This window comes from Pseudomonas sp. Irchel s3f19 (assembly GCF_900187555.1).
In the GTDB taxonomy this organism is placed as follows: domain Bacteria; phylum Pseudomonadota; class Gammaproteobacteria; order Pseudomonadales; family Pseudomonadaceae; genus Aquipseudomonas; species Aquipseudomonas capeferrum.
Map to the genome: position 1 here is coordinate 358,940 of NZ_FYDW01000001.1, position 18,471 is coordinate 377,410.

An 18,471-nucleotide genomic window follows, 5' to 3' on the forward strand; every position below is an offset into this window, starting at 1 on the left:
CTTGACCACTCACTTTTATGTAAATGTGGCGCTACTGCATCGCACCGCCTTCACCTCTAATTTACAAATCCCAAGACCCAGCCATCAAACCAAATGCAACACTACCGCACCAGCTAAGACCAAGACAATACCCAGCCATTGCAACAAAGTTAATCTATCCCTATAAAATATGTAACCAAGAACAGCAGCCACCCCTCCTGAAAGTGTACTAATTACCGTCACAATCGCAACAGACCCACTGAGCGCTCCATATGAAAAAGCTGTAAACCCCCCTAAATTAAATAGACTAGCGCCACCTAGCGCCCCATAAGAACTCAACCCAATTCTTTTTTTAGTTTTCACACTGAAAACCAGTGGCATCAGAAGCAAAGTCCCAACCAAGTAACTCATCCACAACATATTCACGGCACCGACAGCAGGCAACGCGTAATTTCCTTGAACCCAGAAACTGCTCCCATAAAGGATGGCAGCTATCAGAGCAAAGCAGATTGCACCTCCCTCCTTCCTATTGCCCATAAACCCATGAGACTTATGCCCCAACCCTACAAGCATTACACCGAACGCGCACACTCCTAACCCAAGAATCTGGTAAGAGGTCAGAATATCACCACTCATCCACGCCAATAATGTCGTAAAAATACCGTACGACGTTACCAACGGAGCAATTATTGCGATTCTTCCATGCTCGAAGGCTCTAGTAAGTGAAACGGCACCAATTAAGGTTAGAATTGCGGCCGACGCACATATAAGGACAACATCCCCAGGCAATCTAATGATGAATGAGAACCCACTGCTGGATACGAATACGAAACCACTCAGCATGAGAAACCCTATCAACTGACTGAAGAATACAGAATATTTCACACCAAAGGTTCGCGCATTCACTCCTACTAAATAATCAGTAACCCCCCAACACAAAGCGGCCACAAGCCCCATTATCACATCCATTTTTCGACCTTCTTAAGTTGCGCCAAAAGGCGAATGATCGTCACCCCTTTGGACATCCGCTATCCTGCCCAAAATAACTATTTAAGAAGACCAACATTGGAACTGTCAACATCATGGATGCGACAGAAAGGATCAATAGCACAGTATAGGAATCGTCTGACAAGAGCCCCTCTCGATATCCTACAGCCAGTACAACCAACTCAGCAGTACCTTTCGTACTCATTAATATCCCGAGCTGCATTGACGCACGCTGCCTCATGCCTACAAGTAATCCCGCAATATAGCAGCTGATAATTTTGCTAATTGTGGCCCCTAATAAAAATACGAACAACCAGAACCAAATATGCATCTGTGAAAGGCCACTTACAGAAATCATTCCCCCAGAAGCTATAAAAAACATAGGAATAACAAGCTGCCTGATACCAAGTAGGTACTTATCCCAAGCACCTTTGACCCCAGCTACATCACCCACCACATAAGCAGCTAATAAAGCGCCAACTGAGCTATGAACCCCAAAAAATTCTGTCAACTGCGAGGAGCTAAGCACAATTATAAATGTCACCACCACCTTCACACCATCACCAAGCCCAGCCACTAACTGTGACTTCATTATTTTCGGCCTCACTACAAGCAGCATAGTCGCGACATAAATAAGCCCAACCCCTAAATTTAATGCAATGCCGCCTCCTGTCCCAGCGCCCCACACAATTAAAATAACAGCCAACGCACACCAGACAAAAATATCTGTATACACTGCTGCAACAACAGCAACGCGCCCTGCTTTAGCCTCAACTATCGCAATATCATCCAGAAGCAAAACCAGAACAGGGAGCGCAGTAACTGAGAATGCAACACCACAAAACAAAATATAACCAAGCAGGGTATGCTGCAACCCCATATCTTCACTAGAATAGAAGGCTAAAACCCCACCAACAGCAAAAGACGTTACAACACCAAAGAATGCAACCAAAGCAATTTTACTATTACTGAGATCTCCTTCTCTTCGAGAAATACCGTGCCAGCATACCTCTACTAAGATTATTATCAACCCGAGCTCACCAAGGGCATTCAACAAACCCCTAAACTCAGGTAACCCAATGTGGAATGCGATGCTTGGTAGATAGGCGTCAAATATAGCCGGTCCCATAAGCATACCTGTAACTATATCACCCAGCACTCTAGGTTGCCCGAGCGCTACTACCGCCCTTCTACAGACCACGCATACAAACACTAAAACCAAAATTACAACTATCAACTTAGACATGATAACACCGTGCCGATCACCTCCAAAAAATCAAACCTCGTTAACTCAGTCGCAAATCAGCGCAAGTGTTTTATGTACAAAGTCAGAGTCTCTAGCCAATACCTCCTGACTTTCATGAACAAGGTAAACCATGCCCCAAGATGATAGAAAATCTCGCGTCCGCCCTACAATTTCGCCCTCCACTACTGATAATTCCAACATATAAAATGAGTCAAGGCCTTCCACCTTCTCCAATCCGGATATATTTTTTACCACTCCAGACACATTGCAAATCAAGCAGCAAATACAAAAGTGCCTGCTAAACTCAACCGATTCAAACGCCCTCGAAAATCCACCCAGATAGACATCTATGTTTAGCTCATAGCAATTCACACCAGAACAAGCCTCTATTAACCTCGGAACATTCGCCCCTGGCAATCGGCCATTCTGCTCAATAATCAGCGGCCCATTCGAGCCGATCTTTAACTCGATATCATTAATACCCCAGAAAAATTCAAGAGCACTATTAACCTCTGACGCATATGAGAATGCGAGAAGCGCCCGACTATCATTAAGAGAAAGTGAGCGTATATTTTTATAGATACTTGGATTGCCATCTGCCTCGACCTTCTCGTACTTAGCAAAGCACAGCATTACCTTATGCCCACTCAGACCGCAATTCGCAGTCACAACAAAATACTCATCACCCGCCAAGTACTTTTCGACCAGCGTATAAAACTCGCCATCAGATTGGATTTCTCTATCTTTTTCGACAGCCTGAACTGCCGCGTACAACTCTCGATGATTACGGCAAACCTTTACATTGCGGCTACCCGTGCCCTGAGCCGGCTTCACGACTAACGGGTAGTCATTTTTCTTGAATGTATCAATCTTAAGCTCCTCTAGCCTGACTCCACGAGCCCAAGTAGCCGATACGCCTGCAGCAATTAACTTTTCTTTCAACTCTAATTTATTTACTCGGGCCTGGGAGCTTTCAACGGGATTACCGAGCAAACCATACATACTACTGAGGGCATCGGAAAACTTAATACCCACGTCAGAACCCGGGATAACTGCACGAATACTGTACCGAGAAAGCGCTTGCATTGCTTCATCAAGGTCATCTGCATAAACAATAGATTCAAACTCATTTAGGTTTTGTAGACGACGAACCGCTTCAGACAACCGCTTAACGCTGATTAAAGCTATACTCAAGTAGCCGTGTTTTTGAATCTCCGCACCGTAATAACACGCAGAACTTATCGGATCCACAACAACCACAGCTGAAAGCTTAGTCATTGAGAGATACTCCGCATCATCTGGTACATGTGATGATAATAACGCAGCGCCACGTTATAACGAATGCTAACACCCAGCGCTAGTTCTCGGACAACCTCCTCCCCACTACCGGCATAATAATCCAGAACAACCTCTAGCCACGCATTACTATGCCGGGTATCGATACTAATATGAGACTGGTGATACGCTATTACTTTTTTCGGTACCTGTAGTCGTTCAAGAGCTTCTGTAGTTGCCCGAAAACGGACAGGGGCCGAACCTTCAATGATTCCTATAGCACCGATCAGTCTTACATTGTATTCCCGCCTCAGCGCCCACATCAACAGAACATTACCATTCATAAGGCACTCTAACGTTGGTTGCTCTGCTGTTATGTTTGCCTGCCGCAGGATATCTCGCATGAAGATAGAGGAATCTTTGAACATCATAGTGTGGACCGCAGCGGCATTGCCATTCCCCATTTCATCCCAATAGTTCTCCGCCGCCACCATCTTCGGCTTTAGTGGCATCCCCAGCTGCACCATAGCCATTAAATCATCGAATGCCCCATCCACTAGCTCTTCCATGCATATGTAATAGGCTATTTGCTCTAAACTTGCTTGCCGCCTCAAAAACTCGATGAAGAATCGGATATCGGAATTCATCCTCCGCTCCATAACCAAATACCAGCTTATGAACTCTGCTTTGACCTTAGGCAGTCCAGCCAAGTCAATACAACCCTCTTCAACCGCATTCCAATTATTTTCTAATGAATATACTGAACGCCTCAGCGTTTCAGCATCCCTGCCAAAACCGATTATGCTTTCGGGCGCACCAAATGCCTTTTTGTAATATACAGCAAGCTGTTTTTGTTCCTCATAAACCAGAGCACCCATAGTTTCCTCTCAATAAATGGAAATTGGCCCATAAGAATTCTTCAGATCGAATGCTTGGTAAGAAGCACCTTTTTCAAACAACCAAGTCAATCGTTCATGTGCCTCCAATAGACTAGGGACATGCCCCCTCTTCACCCACCACAAGACCATCCTAGGATGCATAATTTTGTGGAACCATTCATGGCCTTTACTTAGCATTTGAGCATGTGGCGTGTGATAGAGAAACTTCTTCAGAGACGCAACATCATCCCAAACTGAAAGCGTATATAGATATCCTTCGCCCCATAAAGCTTGAAGCCCTTCCTGATCCTCGTTAGTTTCTCTCCAAATAAAACCATCTGAACTCTCTGCAATGCTATTGATGCGATCAACATTCGCATAAAACCCTGCCATCTCCACTGATTCTTTTGGAAATCTCGGCTTCACCAAATCAAATTGCGCCAATACCTTACTCATCAATCCCCCCAGCTTTGGATTTCGATGATATTTCTATCAGGATCCCGAACATACACAAAAGTACATACTCCGACCCCCTCAACCGGGAGCTTTGCCAACCGCCCCAGCATCTTCCCACCATAACGAATTACATTTGCGCACACAGAATCAAGATCTGTGACTTCAAATGCCAGATGCGTGATGCCACGGGTATTTGCGTGCTTTAAGGGTTGCCGAATATGCCTGCTGTATTGGAATATTTCCAGTGTAGGTCCATCGCTCGCAAATCCTGGTAAGCGTAAATGCAATCCTTCGATCTGTGGCCTGGAAACTCCAGTGCCTTCAGCAACGGAGCACCCCGATAGCTGCCTAACTGGACCAGAAGGCACACAGTGGAATACGTCAATATAGAACTGAGATAGCCTCTTCCAGTCTGGCGTAATCAGATTTGTGTGTGAGAACTTAATGGCACTCATGCTCACTCACCTATCAATCTCGAAAAACGAACGTTTCATGTTCTACGTGACGATCCTTATCTCGTGCACGCTCCCATGTCGTATTCAGAATAATCCTTCGTACATTTTTAGTAAGGGGCTTCACTCGATGCAATGTTGTATCAGCTTTCAGTAGATAGACATCTCCTGAGGAATGAAAATACGAGTCTATTTTATTTTCGAGCAAGAGATTTTCCACTCGTGGATTACTTTTATCCCAGCGAGTGTGCGGCACACATTCCAATAGTCCTCCACACTCGATATCGGGCGCTTCTACCACCCAAATAATAGTGTACGGGTAGTCGCCCCAGTGCCAACCGTGAGTATCACCGGCTTTATGCTGGCTATTGATGATATAGTTATCCCATTTCCAGGGAGTCGGAATCACATCCTCCTTAACTATACCACTGATCAAACCCGCTAAATAATTGGACCTATACGCCCTCGGAATATATCTACCCTCCTGCTCTATGGTCTCTTGGGGGACATTACTCAAATATCGAGGGGTATTCCCGGTTGATTCAATAAGAAAATCTCTCCGCTTTGCGAAGTTTGAGAGGAGATACTTAACATCGCTGGTGATTTCTTGATTGACCTCACTGTCTATCAAGTGATTTATCTTAAGATATCCATCACGCTCAAAACGGTGCTGTTCCCAAAAAAAGTCACGCCCAGCAAATGGATTTTCCTTTAGCAGATCGCTTGTTTTTACATGTTCAAATTTACCTGATTGATCTGACATATTCATCGCTCCCTTTTGATTGCTGAATGCCTCAGCGACATTGAACGAATCCTACAATCGACAGAGCAAATCAATAAAGTGGCTGCGCGGCAGTTTACAAGTTCCAAAAACACTGGAATTGACGCGCAAAACCTAAAGGGAATTTTGAGTTATATTTACTCACCCAATTCCACTAGACACATCAAGAAAGGCGAGCTAAGGACGACTGATAAACCGCTTACGATTCCGGATCGGAGCATAGGTAATTTGAGGGATCCGCATGATCGAATACCGAAAACAAGTCATCGGCCGAGAGCTGACCAGCCGAAACCAAATTTGCTGTCGTTCTCGAAGCGGCCGGCTTGTCCGAGATCGACCTGGGCGAGTATGGCCGTCGTAAAGGCCTTTACCCCGAGCAAATCACGGCTTGGCGGCAAGCCTTCATCGCCGGCCAGAAGTCGGAGAAGGCTCAGCAAAAAGAAGATCGGGAGCAGTCGCACAAAGACAAGAAATGTATCCATGAACTTGAGCGCGAACTGCGCCGCAAAGACAAAGCGCTCGCTGAAACAGCCGCGTTGTTGGTGCTGCGAAAAAAGCTCAACGACTACTGGGGGGCAACTGACTTCTTTGCCGCAACGGCAGTTGTTCATTGACTGGCTGAGCGAAGCCGTCGCGGCGGGAGCCAGAAAAATCAAGGCCTGCCGGGAGGTTGGCCTGTCGCTGCGTACCCTGCAACGCTGGACTGGCCCCGAGATCGTTCAGGCCGATGGGCGAACGACTATCGCGCGACCAGCGCCGCGTAATGCGCTGAGTGAGGTCGAGCGACAGGTGATTGTGACGCTGTGCAACAGCACTGATTATGCTCACTTGCCACCCAGCCAGATCGTACCGCGCCTGGCCGATCAAGGGCGTTATCTGGCGTCGGAGGCGACGTTTTATCGCGTCTTGCGCATGACGGGTCAACAGCATCATCGAGGTCGCAGTCAGCGCCCCAGGCGGCAGGCGGCGCCGACGACACATGTGGCAAAAGGGCCGAATCAGGTGTGGTCATGGGACATCACGTATCTACCGTCGCCGATACGCGGCAAGTATTACTGCCTCTATCTGATCGAGGATATCTACAGTCGCAAGGCCGTGGGCTGGGAGGTCTACGACGTGGAAAGCGGCGTGAAAGCCGCCGCGCTGCTGCAACGCAGCGTGATCGGTGAGCAATGTTTACGCGAACCGCTGGTACTGCACTCGGACAACGGAGCGCCGATGAAATCGGTGACGCTGTTGAGCAAGATGTACGAACTGGGGATCACGCCCTCGCGAGACCGACCGCGGGTCAGCAACGACAATCCCTACTCGGAGTCGCTGTTTAGAACGCTGAAATACTGCCCGCAATGGCCGCAGAATGGTTTTGCCAGTCTGGACGCCGCACGAGCATGGGTGAGGGACTTCATGCGTTGGTACAACAACGAGCACCGGCATAGCCGTATCCGGTTCGTCACACCGGCTGAGCGGCATCGAGGGCTGGACCATCAGGTCTTGGCCCGGCGACATGAGCTGTACGAACGAGCCAAAGGGAAAAAGCCAGAACGGTGGTCGGGTCGAACGCGTAACTGGGAGCCGATCGGCACCGTGCTGTTGAACCCGGATCGAGAGCAACAGGTCGAGAAGAGAGCGGCATAGTTAGACGGTTGACGCGACAACTACCTTGAAAAACGCCGGCAGTCACTCACCTAGAGAGAACAATCAATTCCCACAGCCCTTTGCTCAAGGAACTGCTGAACAAGTGACACCGAGGACGGATATCCATCTCACTTGCGGCGAGCGACGCTTCGCGAGAATGAAGCACCTCACATTCGAGACCGACACGGCAACTTTGCAGCCGATCACAGCGGTTCGGCGCTTCGACGCGCCAGCACCTACAGGTACAGCGCGAATACCAAAGTTCGGCACACACCAAATTCCAGGCACAAAAAAAGAGGCCCTAAGGCCTCTTTTTTGTGATCCCAGCGACGCACTGAGGATCGAATTTGGAGCGGGAAACGAGACTCGAACTCGCGACCCCGACCTTGGCAAGGTCGTGCTCTACCAACTGAGCTATTCCCGCGTCGTGATGGATGCCATTCTAGCAATATCTAAAACGGCGTCAACCCCTTGATTCAAAAAAGTTTTTATTTCTGCTCCGAGCCTTCGCGCAGGTGTGGCCAGGCGGCCAGCAGATAATGCGCCATCGACCACAGGGTCAAGCCCGCTGCCACCAGCAGCAGCCCGTAACCCAGTATGACCCAGAAGGTCACACCCGGCGGGTTGGCCAGCAGGATCACCAGCGCAAGCATTTGCGCCGCAGTTTTCCACTTGCCAAGGTTGGACACTGCCACATGCGCCCTCGCCCCCAGTTCGGCCATCCACTCGCGCAGCGCCGACACCACGATCTCGCGGCCGATGATCACCGCCGCCGGCAAGGTCAGCCAGAAGTTCGCGTGCACCTGCACCAGCAACACCAGGGCCACGGCGACCATCAGCTTGTCGGCCACCGGGTCCAGGAAGGCACCGAACGGTGTGCTCTGCTGAAGGCGGCGCGCCAGGTAGCCGTCCAGCCAGTCAGTGGCGGCGGCGACGGCGAACACGCTGCTGGCGGCCATGTAGCTCCAGTGATAGGGCACATAGAACAGCAGGATGAAGATCGGGATGAGCAGGACGCGTAGAACGGTGAGCAGGTTTGGAATATTCATCGGTACGACTGGCTGCGGGTTGAGCCAGGCATTCTACTCGCTATGCAGGCTGGCATAAATCGACTCGGCAAGCTTTTTACTGATGCCGGGGGCTTTGGCGATTTCATCGACACTGGCGCGGTTGAGCTCTTGCAGGCCGCCGAAGTGTTTCAGCAGGTCGCGCCGGCGCTTGGGGCCGACCCCGGCTACGTCTTCCAGGCTGGACACGCGACGGGCTTTGCCGCGCCGGGCGCGGTGGCCAGTGATGGCGAAACGGTGGGCTTCGTCGCGGATCTGCTGGATCAGGTGCAGGGCCGGTGAGTCGCCCTTGAGGGTGAACTCGTGGTGCACGTCGTTGAGGTACAGGGTCTCGAAACCGGCCTTGCGGGTCACGCCCTTGGCAACGCCCAGCAGGGTCAGGTCAGTGAAGGCCAGCTCCTGCATGACGTCGCGGGCCATGTTCAACTGGCCCTTGCCGCCGTCCACCAGCAACACGTCGGGCAGCTTGCCCTCGCCGTCCTTGATGCGCCCGTAGCGGCGGGTCAGGGCCTGGTGCATGGCCGCATAGTCGTCGCCGGCGGTCACGCCTTCGATGTTGAAACGGCGGTAATCGGACTTGATCGGGCCTTCCGGGCCGAACACCACGCAGCTGGCCACGGTGGCCTCGCCGCTGGAGTGGCTGATGTCGTAGCACTCCAGGCGCTGCGGTACTTCGTCCAGGCCAAGCACCTGGGCCAGGGCCTCGAAACGGGCGGCCATGTGCTGGCGGTTGGCCAGGCGGGCGTTGAGGGCCTGCTCGGCGTTGGTCACTGCCAACTGCTGCCAGCGGGCCCGGGTGCCGCGCACCCGGTGGGTGATGGTCAGCTCGCGGCCGCGCAGGGTTTGCAGGGCTTCACGGATGGCTTCGAAGTCTTCGTGCACCACGTTGACGATGAGCTCACCGGGCAGTTCGCGTTCGGCATTGCCCACGTAGTACTGAGACAGGAACGCAGCCATGACCTCGGCCACCTCCTCCTCGATGCCCACCTGGGGGAAGAAGTTCTTGCTGCCCAGCACCCGCCCGCCGCGCACGCTGATCAGGTGCACGCAGGCGCCACCGGGGTTGACGAAGGCGGCGATCACATCGACGTCACCGGTACCGCCCTCGATGTACTGCTGGTCCTGCACGCGGCGCAGCAGGGCGATCTGGTCGCGCAGCTCGGCGGCCTTCTCGAAATTGAGGGCCATGGCGGCCTTTTCCATCTCGGCATTGAGCTCGTTGCCCAACTGCTGGCTGCGGCCTTCGAGGAACATCACCGAGTGGCGAATATCGTCGGCGTACTCGTCTTTGTCGACCAGGCCGACGCACGGCCCCTTGCAGCGCTTGATCTGGTACTGCAGGCAGGGCCGGGTGCGGTTGGCGTAGTAGCTGTCTTCGCACTGGCGCACCGAAAAGGCCTTTTGCAACAGGCTGAGGCTTTCGCGAATGGCACCGGCGCTGGGGTATGGGCCGAAGTATCGGCCCTTGGCCTTTTTCGCACCGCGGTGGATGCCCAGGCGCGGGAAGTCGCCGTCAGACATAAACACGTAGGGGTAGGATTTATCGTCGCGCAGCAGGATGTTGTACGGCGGCCGCCATTCCTTGATCAGGTTCTGCTCCAGCAGCAGCGCCTCGGTCTCGTTGGCGGTGATGGTGGTCTCGACCTGGGCGATGCGGCCCACCAGCGCAGCGGTCTTGGGCGCCAGGCCGGTTTTGCGGAAATAGCTGGCCAAGCGCTTCTTGAGGTTTTTGGCCTTGCCCACATAGAGCAGCCGCGCCTCGGCGTCGAACATACGATAAACGCCCGGGCGACCGCTGCAGGTCGCCAGGAACGCGCTGGCATCAAAAGCTTGGGACATGAGGTTTACAGGCTTGCGTCAACCATACCGTGGCGAACGGCCAGCAAGGTCAGTTCGACGTCGCTGGTGACCGAGAGTTTTTCAAAGATCCGATAACGGTAAGTATTGACGGTCTTGGGCGAGAGACACAACTTGTCGGAGATGATCTGCACTTTCTGGCAGCCGACGATCATCAAGGCGATCTGGATTTCGCGCTCTGACAACGCATCGAACGGCGAGCCTTGTGGCTGGAACGACTTGAGTGCCAGTTGCTGGGCGATCTGCGGGCTGATGTAGCGCTGGCCGGCAAAGGCCAGGCGGATGGCCTGGACCATTTCGTCGAGCCCGGCGCCCTTGGTCAGGTAACCGGCAGCACCGGCTTGCAGCAGGCGCGTGGGGAACGGGTCTTCCTCGCACACGGTGACCGCGACCACTTTGATGTCGGGATGGCTGCGCAACAGTTTGCGGGTGGCCTCCAGGCCGCCAATGCCGGGCATTTTCACATCCATCAGGACGACGTCGGGTTTGAGTTCCCGCGCCAGCTTGAGCGCCGACTCCCCCGAATCCCCCTCACCCACCACTTGCAGGCCGTCGATGTCGGCCAGCATGCGGGTAATACCGGTTCGTACCAGATCGTGATCATCGACCACTAAGACCCTAATCAAGCACACACCTCGTCTGCAGGGCGATTGGATCCCGCCACCTTAACAAAATTTTTCATGGCGGGCCTAACGCAAAACTTCTGTCAGATACGCCTGACGGCCAAGTGTGAAAGGCCTCACTGTTTCACGGCTTTTAACCTCACCGGACAAACGCCCAAGCAAGTGCCAGAGCGCGGCTTGATCGTCGACCGGCAGTTGCCGAAAAGCGCCCAGCAAATCGGCCTCGTCCTGGGTCAGGTTGCCCAGCGGTGCCGGGGTGCGCACACCGCTGAGCACATAGAGCGCGTCCATGCCCTGGGCGGCCAGTGCTGCGAGGTAATCGGCGCGGGGCGTGCGCTCACCGCTCTCGTACTTACCTTGGGCATTGGGCTCGACCCCACCGATGTCACCAAACACCCGTTGGGTCATGCCCAGCCGTTCGCGCTCTTCGCGCAGCCGCGGACCGAATCCATTCATCTCACGTTTCTCCTTTGTCCTTGAACATCATCCAACGCCGCCCACCGTCCTGTAAGCAGCGGTAAATTTCAGACCCCACTATGCCCATGGTCACCTGCCGCGACAAGCCATCACTGCGCTATCAGTCGATGACGCGCTGCATGCGCACGAAGCATTCATCCTCGCCCACCTCCGCAAAGCCCCTGCGTTGATACAACAACCGAGCCGGGTTGCTGCGAAACGCCATCAAGCGCAGCAGTGGCAGATGCCGCTGTTTCGCCCAGCCGGCAAGGGCCTCCAGCACCCGGCCGCCGATGCCGCGCCCGCGGTGCTCAGGCAGCAGGTGCAGTTCTCGAATGAACAGTGCCTGACGGTCCTGGCTGAGGCTGCAGTAGCCCAGCACCTGTTCACCCTCCATCACCAGCCACTGCTCGCGCCAGGCCCAGGCCTGGTCAAAGGCTTCTTCGATCCACAGCAGGTTGAATTCGCGGTAGTACGGCAGCATGGCCCGGCGCGTGAGGTCGCGGGCGAAACTGCGGTGGGCATCGGAGGCGGGTATGAGCTTCATGCCGTTATTGTGCACCGCTCAGGTGGCATAGCACACGGGCGAACTGCCCGGGCCATGGCGCTCCAACTCATCTTCCAGCCATTGGGCGAGTACCCGGGCGTTGTTGTGCTCGGTGTCCTTGGCGGCATAGAGCAAGGTCAGCGTGCCCTTGGCGGCCAGGCCCAGCAGCGGGTACCAGTACTCGGGGTGTGCGGTCAGCTCCTGCCGGTAGCGTTGGGTGAAACCGGCAAAATCCACCTCGCCCTGGTGAAATGCCTTGCGCAAACCCTGCGAGGGCGCCACCTCGCGCAGCCATTGGCCATGCAGGTCATCCTTGCGCTTGTTACGCGGCCACAGGCGGTCGACCAGCACACGCTGGCCGTCTTCCTCGGCGAGCGCTTCGTAGACACGTTTGCAACGGATCATGGGCTTCTCCGGCCATTGCCGTCTGTCTTGAGCCTAGATAATTCATTGACCGAGGTCACGGGCCAGTAACGAATTGTTTCTATGCTCACAGCCTTCGGCACCTTCGCCCGACGCCAATCGGAGCCCCCATGGCAACCCCGTCCCTGGCCAGCCAGCCGCACCTGGCCCAACGCGATGCGCGCCCGCAGCTGGCTCACAAGCCCGGCCGCGCCACCGTGGTTCTGTTCTTCGGCCTGCTGTTGGCCGGCCTCGCCTATACCGCCTGGAGCCTGAAACAGGACGTCAGCGCCAGCGGCACGGTAATCACCACCGTCACGCCGTTCCTGCTGCTGGGCCTGGCGTTGCTGATTGCCCTGGGTTTCGAATTCGTCAACGGCTTCCACGACACCGCCAACGCCGTGGCCACAGTCATCTATACCCACTCGTTGCCGGCACCGGTTGCCGTGGTCTGGTCGGGTTTGTGCAACTTCCTCGGCGTGCTGTTCTCCAGCGGTGCAGTGGCGTTCGGCATCATCGCCTTGCTGCCGGTAGAGCTGATTTTGCAAGTCGGCTCTTCGGCCGGTTTCGCCATGGTCTTTGCCCTGCTGCTAGCCGCGATCATCTGGAACCTGGGCACCTGGTGGCTGGGCCTGCCGGCCTCGTCTTCGCACACGCTGATCGGCTCGATCATCGGCGTAGGGGTGGCCAATGCGCTGATGCACGGGCGCGACGGCACCAGCGGAGTGGACTGGGGCCAGGCCAGCAAGGTGGGCTATGCCCTGCTGTTTTCGCCGCTGATCGGCTTTGCCTGCGCCGCCCTGTTGCTGCTAGCCCTGCGCGCACTGGTCAAGCGCAAGGCGCTGTACCAGGCACCCGAAGGCCAGACACCGCCGCCGTGGTGGATCCGCGGCGTGCTGATCCTGACCTGCACCGGGGTGTCCTTTGCCCATGGGTCCAACGATGGCCAGAAAGGCATGGGGCTGATCATGCTGATTCTGGTCGGCACGCTGCCGATGGCGTATGCCCTGAACAAGACCATGCCCAGCGAACAGTCCTTGCAGTTTTCGGCCGTTGCCGAGGTGACGCGCCAGGCGCTGGTGCGCAGCGATCCGCAACCGGTGCCGGCAGACCCTCGCCAGGTGCTGACCCTGTTCATCACCGAGCCCAAGCCCACCCCGCAACTGGTGCCCGCACTCGCCGCACTGACCGGCATGATCGGCGAAGAAGTCAAAGGCTATGGCTCGCTCAAGCGCGTGCCGGCCGAGGCCATGGCCAATGTGCGCAACGACATGTACCTGACCAGCGAAGCCATCCGCCTGATCGAGAAAAACCAGCTGGTAACCTTTGATGCCGACACCCGCAGCCATGTGCAACTGTTCAAGACCCAATTGGACGACGCCACGCGCTACATCCCGCTATGGGTCAAGGTGGCCGTGGCCATCGCCCTGGGGCTGGGCACCCTGGTCGGCTGGCGGCGCATCGTGGTGACGGTGGGCGAGAAGATTGGCAAGACCCACCTGAGCTACGCCCAGGGCGCCTCGGCCGAGGTGGTGGCGATGTGCACCATCGGCGCGGCGGACATGTTCGGGCTGCCTGTGTCGACCACCCATGTGCTGAGCTCTGGTGTGGCCGGGACCATGGTCGCCAATGGCTCGGGGATCCAGAAGCGCACGCTGATCAATCTGCTGATGGCGTGGGTGCTGACTTTGCCGGCGGCGATGCTGCTGGCGGGTAGCCTGTACTGGGTGCTGAATCAGGTTTTCTAGGCTGCAAGATGAGCCTGTGGGAACAAGCCCCACAGGTTAAGTACCTGGCGTTCAGCCCGGGATCTTCAGGCCCCGTTGAACGGCAGGGCGTTCGAGGAAGTTGGCCAGCCCCCGTTGCACTTCCTTGAACGCATCGAAGCCAACCAGCTCACGGGCGTTGTAGCGTTCCACCAGGTTGCGCACCCAGGGGAAGATGGCGATATCGGCGATGCTGTACGTGTCGACCATCCACTCCCGCCCTTGAAGGTGCCGATCCAGCACGCCCAGCAGGCGCTTCGATTCGTTGACATAGCGATCGCGCGGGCGCTTGTCTTCGTATTCCTTGCCTGCAAAGAAGTGGAAGAACCCGACCTGGCCAAACATCGGGCCGATGCCGCCCATCTGGAACATCAACCACTGCAGGGTCTGGTAACGGACGGCAGGGTCCTGGCTGAGCAACTGGCCACTTTTCTCGGCCAGGTACTGCAGGATCGCGCCCGACTCGAACAGCCCCAGCGGCTGGCCGCCGGGGCCGTTCGGGTCGAGGATGGCGGGGATCTTGTTGTTGGCGCTGAGGGAGATGAACTCAGGGCTCATCTGGTCATCGGTATCGAAGCTAACCTTGTGCGGCTCGTACGCCAGGCCGATCTCTTCCAGCATGATCGACACCTTGACGCCGTTGGGCGTGGGCAGCGAATACAGCTGCAGGCGCTCGGGGTGTTGGGCGGGCCATTTGCGGGTGATGGGGAATGCACTCAGATCGGTCATGGTCTACCTTGCCTGCGGGATGGGCTTGTCACTCTAGTGACATCCCCGCCCGCTGACCATCACCGACCACTCATCGGCACTGGCCGATCACGCCTGGCCATGGGCCTTGAGCTTGAGCTTTTCGGTGTCGACCCGCACGAATACCGAGTCGGCGGTCACCGTCAGCACATCGTCCGCCCAGACCTCGCAGATGACCCGGCTCTTGCGCCCTACTTCGCCTTCTACGTGCGCCTTGAGCAGCAGCTCGACCCCCATGGGCGTCGGTTTCAGGTAGCTGAGGTTGAGCGTGCCGGTGACGCAATCGATGCGCGGCAGGCTACCCGCTTCGCGGCCTTCGTTGCGGTAGTGGTAGGCCATGGCGGTCCAGTTGGAATGGCAGTCGACCAGCATCGCCAGCAAGCCGCCGTAGACCAGGCCGGGCCAGCCAATGAAGCTGCTGTCGGGCGAGTGTCGGCACAACAGGTGGATGCCATCGGCATCCCAGTGGCTTTGCAGGTGCAGGCCGCTGGGGTGGGCACAGCCACAGCCGTAGCAGCTGCCTTCTGGCGCGGCGAGTTGCTGGAGGGAAAGGATTTGCTCGTTCATACGCTTCCTGTGCTTGTTGGAATGGGAAGGGATGCAAGCGTCGATGGTAGCGCCGCATTTTGTCAGCGCCAATGAGAATGCCGGGGCTGCGTTGCAGCCCATCGCGGCATAAGGCCGCTCCCAGCAGTCTGTACACGACAGCACAGTACCTGTGGGAGCGGCCTTGTGCCGCGAATGGGGCGCAAAGCGCCCCCAAGGATCACGCAGTCTGCGCAACCACCTTGCCGCGCCGCTGGGTCAGCGACACCAGCAGGATGAACAGCGTCACCCCCGCCGTCATCAGCGTCTCGTAACGGTAGGCATCGCTGAACAGCATGTAGCCCAACACCATGACGATGGTGCCGATCACCAGCCAGGTCAGCCAGGGGAACAGCCACATCTTCAGCTCCAGCGGTGTGCCTTCACGTTCGGCACGTGCCCGCATGCGCAGCTGGGACACGGCGATCACCAGGTACACCAGCAAGGCGATGGCACCGGTGGTGGACAGCAGGAACCCGAACACCTTGCCAGGGAACACATAGTTGACCAGGCAACCGGCAAAGCCTGCCAGGGTCGAGAAGATGACCGCGACCGTCGGCACGCCTGCACCGGAGATACGCTTGGTCATGTTCAGCGCCTGGCCACGGGCACCCAGGGAGTAGAGCATCCGCGACGCGGTGTAGAGGCCGGAGTTCATGCAACTGGTCACCGCCACCAGCACCACCAGGTCGACCAGCAGCTTGGCGCCCGGCACGTTCAGTACTTCCAGTACCCGCTGGAACGAGCCCACGGCTTTCAGGGCCGGGTCGTTCCAGGCCACCAGCGACACCACCAGGAAGATCGAGGCCAGGTAGAAGATGGCGATGCGGTACACCACCAGGTTGGTGGCGCGGCGGATCTTGTCTTTCGGGTTTGCCGTTTCGTCAGCGGCAATGGTGACGATCTCGGCGCCGAAGAACGAGAAGATGGTGATCAGCACGCCGCCCAGCACGGTGCCGAAGCCATTGGGCATGAAGCCGCCGTTGTCCCACAGCCGGCTCACACCCGACACCTCGGCCAGCGGCCAGAAGCCGAATACGGCCAGGCTGCAGACAACGATGAAAGCAATGATGGCAATCACCTTGACCAGTGCGAACCAGTACTCGAAGGCACCGAAGTTCTTCACGCTGATCAGGTTGGTACCCGACAGCAAGACCATGATCAGGAAGGCGAACAGCCACGATGGCACAGCGGGGAAGTAGGTATGCAGGATGTCTGCGCCAGCGATGGCCTCGACCGGGATGATCAGTACCCAGAACCACCAGTACAACCACCCGATGGTGAAGCCTGCCCATGGGCCGATGGCCTCGGAGGCGTAGGTGGAGAACGACCCGCTGTTGGGGTTGGCGATGGCCATTTCGCCCAGCATGCGCATCACCAGCAGCACCAGCAGGCCGGTCATGGCATAGGAAATGAGAATGGCCGGGCCCGCGGTGGCAATCGCGTTGGAGGAGCCGATGAACAGGCCGGCACCGATGATGCCGGCGATGGAGATCATGGACACCTGACGGGACGTCAGGCCGTGCTGCAAGGAACGCTGTTTCTTGTTGTCTAGCGAAGCCATGGAGAACCCTCGAATGGGTCGCCGCGCGGGGGCGGCTAAAAATTGGAGCAGAATTCTTATCAATTTCTGATGTTGGTTTTTTTGTTGTTCTGAAGATGCCGGTACTGGCTACTTCCCTCCTCTTCGCACGACCGGTTGTAATCGTTGATCCAGGTCAGTATTAATCTATAGGTCTGGGTCAACAAACGACCTTTTCGAAGCACATGATTCCGATTTGGAATGAACTTCATCCTTTTTTTGCTCGGTACGCGCCTGTCATGTCCAAACGCCTGATGCCCTCGACCACCGCCCTCCAGTGCTTCGAAGCGGCTGCCCGCCACCTCAGCTTCACCCGCGCGGCGCAAGAGCTGCACCTGACCCAAAGCGCGGTCAGCAAACAGGTCGCGCAACTTGAAGAGATGCTGTCGCACTCGTTGTTCCAGCGCATTCGCCGGCGCCTGCACCTGACCCCGGCCGGTGCGCTGTACCTGACCGAGGTGAACAAGATTCTCACCCAGATCGACATTTCCAGCCGCTACATCCTCAGCTATGGCGACGAGACCGAAGTGCTGCGCATCGCCACCCAGCCGACCTTCGGCGCCCGCTGGCTGGTGCCCAGGCTCAAGGGTTTTGGCGATCGCCACCCGCGCATCCACCTGGATATTCGCAACGAACTGGAACCCTTCGACCTGGTGCAGGCCAAGGCCGACATCGCCTTTTTCTTCGGCCAGGGCACTTGGCCCGGGGCGACCTGCATCGAACTGTTCAGCGAAGAAGTGCTGCCGGTGTGCGCCCCGGAGCTACTGGCCAGCCACCACTTCAGCAGCGCCGAGGCGCTGACCGAACACCGCCTGCTGCAGTGCGTGTCCCGCCCGGAGGCCTGGCATGAATGGTTTCTGGGGCTGGGGCTGCACAGCCAGAACAGCTACCACGGGCCGCGCTTTGACACGTTCTACCTGTGTATCCGCGCCGCCATCGCCGGTTGCGGCATTGCCCTGATCCCTCGCTACCTGGTGGCCGAAGAGCTGAGCGAAGGCAAGCTGGTGGTGGCCTGGGACCACCCGGTGCCGAGCAACGGCCGGCACTTCATTGCCCATGCCGAACATGCGGCCGAGGTGCCGAAGATCAGAGCGTTCGTGCAGTGGATTCGCGAGCGGGTGGCCGAGGGCGATTGAGGTTGCCCGTCCAA

At 56.3% G+C, this 18,471-nt stretch carries 18 protein-coding genes, 1 tRNA gene and 1 pseudogene; 3 read left to right on the plus strand and 17 right to left on the minus strand.

Annotated features, from left to right (window positions below):
- Nucleotides 1-84 precede the first annotated feature (84 nt).
- From CKW22_RS01660 to CKW22_RS27195, 7 genes are read right to left on the minus strand one after another with little or no spacing between them, the layout of a single operon-like run.
- On the minus strand, nt 85-948 hold the full coding sequence (locus CKW22_RS01660) for a DMT family transporter (protein ID WP_095063670.1): 864 nt from the start codon (nt 946-948) through the stop codon (nt 85-87).
- 40 nt (nt 949-988) lie between these two features.
- Entirely contained in the window at nt 989-2,212 is a 1,224-nt protein-coding gene (locus CKW22_RS01665; RefSeq protein WP_095063671.1) for a cation:proton antiporter, read from the minus strand.
- A gap of 45 nt (nt 2,213-2,257) precedes the next feature.
- Entirely contained in the window at nt 2,258-3,490 is a 1,233-nt protein-coding gene (locus CKW22_RS01670; protein WP_081874729.1) for an ATP-grasp domain-containing protein, read from the minus strand.
- Nucleotides 3,487-4,365, minus strand: coding sequence for an iron-containing redox enzyme family protein (locus CKW22_RS01675; protein ID WP_050506085.1), 879 nt, complete (start codon nt 4,363-4,365; stop codon nt 3,487-3,489). Before CKW22_RS01675 ends, CKW22_RS01670 begins: the two co-directional genes overlap by 4 nt.
- A 9-nt stretch (nt 4,366-4,374) precedes the next feature.
- Nucleotides 4,375-4,821 carry a DUF3291 domain-containing protein gene (locus CKW22_RS01680; protein ID WP_081874730.1) on the minus strand — a complete coding sequence of 149 codons (447 nt, stop codon included), beginning with the start codon at nt 4,819-4,821 and terminating at the stop codon, nt 4,375-4,377.
- Nucleotides 4,821-5,276, minus strand: coding sequence for a VOC family protein (locus CKW22_RS01685; protein ID WP_077068483.1), 456 nt, complete (start codon nt 5,274-5,276; stop codon nt 4,821-4,823). Before CKW22_RS01685 ends, CKW22_RS01680 begins: the two co-directional genes overlap by 1 nt.
- Nucleotides 5,277-5,289: 13 nt before the next feature.
- Nucleotides 5,290-6,036, minus strand: coding sequence for a hypothetical protein (locus tag CKW22_RS27195; RefSeq protein WP_077068484.1), 747 nt, complete (start codon nt 6,034-6,036; stop codon nt 5,290-5,292).
- A gap of 302 nt (nt 6,037-6,338) precedes the next feature.
- Here CKW22_RS27195 and CKW22_RS01690 point away from each other — a divergent pair.
- Nucleotides 6,339-7,689: pseudogene (locus CKW22_RS01690) on the plus strand (IS3 family transposase); the annotation flags it as partial.
- Between the two features lie 348 nt (nt 7,690-8,037).
- Here the strand turns inward: CKW22_RS01690 and CKW22_RS01695 are convergent.
- The 7 genes from CKW22_RS01695 to CKW22_RS01725 form a co-directional block, all read right to left on the minus strand.
- Nucleotides 8,038-8,113: transfer RNA gene (locus CKW22_RS01695), tRNA-Gly, on the minus strand.
- 64 nt (nt 8,114-8,177) lie between these two features.
- The gene (gene pgsA, locus CKW22_RS01700) at nt 8,178-8,738 is read right to left on the minus strand and encodes a CDP-diacylglycerol--glycerol-3-phosphate 3-phosphatidyltransferase (RefSeq protein WP_033699146.1); all 561 of its coding nucleotides are present in this window, start codon (nt 8,736-8,738) and stop codon (nt 8,178-8,180) included.
- A gap of 33 nt (nt 8,739-8,771) precedes the next feature.
- Entirely contained in the window at nt 8,772-10,595 is a 1,824-nt protein-coding gene (uvrC, locus tag CKW22_RS01705; RefSeq protein ID WP_047581216.1) for an excinuclease ABC subunit UvrC, read from the minus strand.
- Between the two features lie 5 nt (nt 10,596-10,600).
- Nucleotides 10,601-11,239, minus strand: a complete 639-nt coding sequence (uvrY, locus tag CKW22_RS01710; protein WP_027916239.1) for a UvrY/SirA/GacA family response regulator transcription factor — start codon at nt 11,237-11,239, stop codon at nt 10,601-10,603.
- A gap of 63 nt (nt 11,240-11,302) precedes the next feature.
- Nucleotides 11,303-11,692: a helix-turn-helix domain-containing protein gene (locus tag CKW22_RS01715; RefSeq protein WP_033699153.1), complete on the minus strand. Its 390-nt coding sequence runs from the start codon at nt 11,690-11,692 to the stop codon at nt 11,303-11,305.
- Between the two features lie 121 nt (nt 11,693-11,813).
- Nucleotides 11,814-12,239: a GNAT family N-acetyltransferase gene (locus CKW22_RS01720; protein ID WP_095063672.1), complete on the minus strand. Its 426-nt coding sequence runs from the start codon at nt 12,237-12,239 to the stop codon at nt 11,814-11,816.
- 18 nt (nt 12,240-12,257) lie between these two features.
- A complete protein-coding gene (locus CKW22_RS01725) occupies nt 12,258-12,644 on the minus strand; it encodes a DUF488 domain-containing protein (protein WP_033699157.1) in 387 nt (128 codons plus the stop codon).
- 128 nt (nt 12,645-12,772) lie between these two features.
- Here CKW22_RS01725 and CKW22_RS01730 point away from each other — a divergent pair, with 128 nt between their 5' ends.
- Nucleotides 12,773-14,389 (plus strand): inorganic phosphate transporter, encoded by a 1,617-nt coding sequence (locus CKW22_RS01730; protein ID WP_095063673.1) that lies wholly within the window; start codon nt 12,773-12,775, stop codon nt 14,387-14,389.
- 51 nt (nt 14,390-14,440) lie between these two features.
- Here CKW22_RS01730 and CKW22_RS01735 read toward each other — a convergent pair whose 3' ends face one another.
- From CKW22_RS01735 to CKW22_RS01745, 3 genes are all read right to left on the minus strand, one after another.
- A complete protein-coding gene (locus CKW22_RS01735; protein ID WP_095063674.1) occupies nt 14,441-15,136 on the minus strand; it encodes a glutathione S-transferase N-terminal domain-containing protein in 696 nt (231 codons plus the stop codon).
- Nucleotides 15,137-15,223: 87 nt separating this feature from the next.
- Nucleotides 15,224-15,721: a PaaI family thioesterase gene (locus CKW22_RS01740; protein ID WP_095063675.1), complete on the minus strand. Its 498-nt coding sequence runs from the start codon at nt 15,719-15,721 to the stop codon at nt 15,224-15,226.
- Nucleotides 15,722-15,920: 199 nt separating this feature from the next.
- A complete protein-coding gene (locus CKW22_RS01745) occupies nt 15,921-17,303 on the minus strand; it encodes an amino acid permease (protein WP_095063676.1) in 1,383 nt (460 codons plus the stop codon).
- A 257-nt stretch (nt 17,304-17,560) separates the two neighbouring features.
- On the opposite strand from CKW22_RS01745, the gene gcvA reads away from it, so the two are divergent.
- Nucleotides 17,561-18,457 carry a transcriptional regulator GcvA gene (gene gcvA / locus CKW22_RS01750; RefSeq protein WP_095063677.1) on the plus strand — a complete coding sequence of 299 codons (897 nt, stop codon included), beginning with the start codon at nt 17,561-17,563 and terminating at the stop codon, nt 18,455-18,457.
- The last annotated feature ends 14 nt before the right edge of the window (nt 18,458-18,471 follow it).

Coding starts and splice junctions, on each gene's coding strand:
- CKW22_RS01660 (WP_095063670.1), bottom strand. CDS start 948: ATGGATGTGATAATGGGGCTTGTGGCCGCTTTGTGTTGGGGGGTTACT.
- CKW22_RS01665 (WP_095063671.1), bottom strand. CDS start 2,212: ATGTCTAAGTTGATAGTTGTAATTTTGGTTTTAGTGTTTGTATGCGTG.
- CKW22_RS01670 (WP_081874729.1), bottom strand. CDS start 3,490: ATGACTAAGCTTTCAGCTGTGGTTGTTGTGGATCCGATAAGTTCTGCG.
- CKW22_RS01675 (WP_050506085.1), bottom strand. CDS start 4,365: ATGGGTGCTCTGGTTTATGAGGAACAAAAACAGCTTGCTGTATATTAC.
- CKW22_RS01680 (WP_081874730.1), bottom strand. CDS start 4,821: ATGAGTAAGGTATTGGCGCAATTTGATTTGGTGAAGCCGAGATTTCCA.
- CKW22_RS01685 (WP_077068483.1), bottom strand. CDS start 5,276: ATGAGTGCCATTAAGTTCTCACACACAAATCTGATTACGCCAGACTGG.
- CKW22_RS27195 (WP_077068484.1), bottom strand. CDS start 6,036: ATGTCAGATCAATCAGGTAAATTTGAACATGTAAAAACAAGCGATCTG.
- pgsA (WP_033699146.1), bottom strand. CDS start 8,738: ATGAATATTCCAAACCTGCTCACCGTTCTACGCGTCCTGCTCATCCCG.
- uvrC (WP_047581216.1), bottom strand. CDS start 10,595: ATGTCCCAAGCTTTTGATGCCAGCGCGTTCCTGGCGACCTGCAGCGGT.
- CKW22_RS01715 (WP_033699153.1), bottom strand. CDS start 11,692: ATGAATGGATTCGGTCCGCGGCTGCGCGAAGAGCGCGAACGGCTGGGC.
- CKW22_RS01720 (WP_095063672.1), bottom strand. CDS start 12,239: ATGAAGCTCATACCCGCCTCCGATGCCCACCGCAGTTTCGCCCGCGAC.
- CKW22_RS01725 (WP_033699157.1), bottom strand. CDS start 12,644: ATGATCCGTTGCAAACGTGTCTACGAAGCGCTCGCCGAGGAAGACGGC.
- CKW22_RS01730 (WP_095063673.1), top strand. CDS start 12,773: ATGGCAACCCCGTCCCTGGCCAGCCAGCCGCACCTGGCCCAACGCGAT.
- CKW22_RS01735 (WP_095063674.1), bottom strand. CDS start 15,136: ATGACCGATCTGAGTGCATTCCCCATCACCCGCAAATGGCCCGCCCAA.
- CKW22_RS01740 (WP_095063675.1), bottom strand. CDS start 15,721: ATGAACGAGCAAATCCTTTCCCTCCAGCAACTCGCCGCGCCAGAAGGC.
- CKW22_RS01745 (WP_095063676.1), bottom strand. CDS start 17,303: ATGGCTTCGCTAGACAACAAGAAACAGCGTTCCTTGCAGCACGGCCTG.
- gcvA (WP_095063677.1), top strand. CDS start 17,561: ATGTCCAAACGCCTGATGCCCTCGACCACCGCCCTCCAGTGCTTCGAA.